General features: G+C 50.1%; 2 protein-coding genes. Both read right to left on the reverse strand.

Annotation, left to right across the window (positions count from 1 at the left end; all coding sequences use genetic code 11):
- Nucleotides 1-329 precede the first annotated feature (329 nt).
- Nucleotides 330-536 carry a hypothetical protein gene (locus tag Q0340_RS10465; RefSeq protein WP_297949545.1) on the reverse strand — a complete coding sequence of 69 codons (207 nt, stop codon included), beginning with the start codon at nucleotides 534-536 and terminating at the stop codon, nucleotides 330-332.
- A gap of 133 nt (nucleotides 537-669) precedes the next feature.
- Nucleotides 670-1,001, reverse strand: a 332-nt coding sequence (locus tag Q0340_RS10470; protein WP_298083255.1) for a hypothetical protein, incomplete at its 5' end; no start/stop codon positions are given.

Consider the following 1,001-nt stretch of genomic DNA (forward strand, 5'->3'; position numbering starts at 1 on the left):
AAATTTTTCATTCTTTTCCTTTATTGCGCCTCGGTGCGCTTTTAAATTTAGATTTCTCGCGCGGCTTAAATGCGCCGCCCGTCTTTAAATTTTAGCCTCGTTTTGCGGCGCGGATTTCGCGGCCTTAAATTTTGCCCGTCTAGCGTTTAAACAAGCGGCGAAATTTTATCCGCCGCCTGCGACTGCGGATCGCGCATAAATTTTAAATTTATGGCTCGCTTGCGGCGCACTCAAACAGCGCGCGGTTTGCCGCCCGCTATCCGTCATCCGTCGTAGTTTTAAAATTTAGCCGCTTGACGAGACCTCTTAAATTTCAGCTCCGTAAAATTTCAAAACCAGGCGTATCTCGCAGCATAAAATTTTAAAATTCTAAAAATCTCAAGGCAGCGAGATTTTGCACCGGATATTTTAAATTTACGGCAAAATTTTAAACTGGCGCGTCCGCGTAAATTTAACGTGCAAAGCGGAATTTCATGCCGCGCGTTAAATTTAGCCGCGTCGCAAGATAAAATTTCGCAGCCGTTTTCTAGACCCATCTCTGCCTCACGTTAAAGCTGCAAAATAAAATTTCATCTCATCCATGGCGGCACGGGCGGCACGCTGAAATTTTACGCTTTAAATTTAGCGCAAAACATGGGCCGCTTAAAATTTCATCTTAGCTGAACATCCTTAATGCGCGTGCCCAGAAGGCATACCGTGTGCCGTGCCATTACCCTCGTGCATCTGCCCCATATCGTGCGGCGAGCCTTGAGAGTGCGCCGTGCTGCCCGCATCGCCGCTCATGCCATGATCTGAGCCGTGAGTATGCCCCATACCGCCCATATCGTGTTGCGGCTCGCTCATGCCGTGCTCTGCGGAGTGAGGGTCTTGCATCCCACTCATGCCATCATGTCCTGCGCTCATATCATGTCCGTCGCTTGCGCCGTGCGCATCGCGACCCATATCTCCCATTCCCATGCCGTGCGAGCCGCCGCCTGCTTTAAGCGCCGCGACTACTTGAT

The organism is uncultured Campylobacter sp., assembly GCF_938045595.1.
GTDB lineage: Bacteria > Campylobacterota > Campylobacteria > Campylobacterales > Campylobacteraceae > Campylobacter_B.

Coding starts and splice junctions, on each gene's coding strand:
- Q0340_RS10465 (WP_297949545.1), bottom strand. CDS start 536: ATGGGTCTAGAAAACGGCTGCGAAATTTTATCTTGCGACGCGGCTAAA.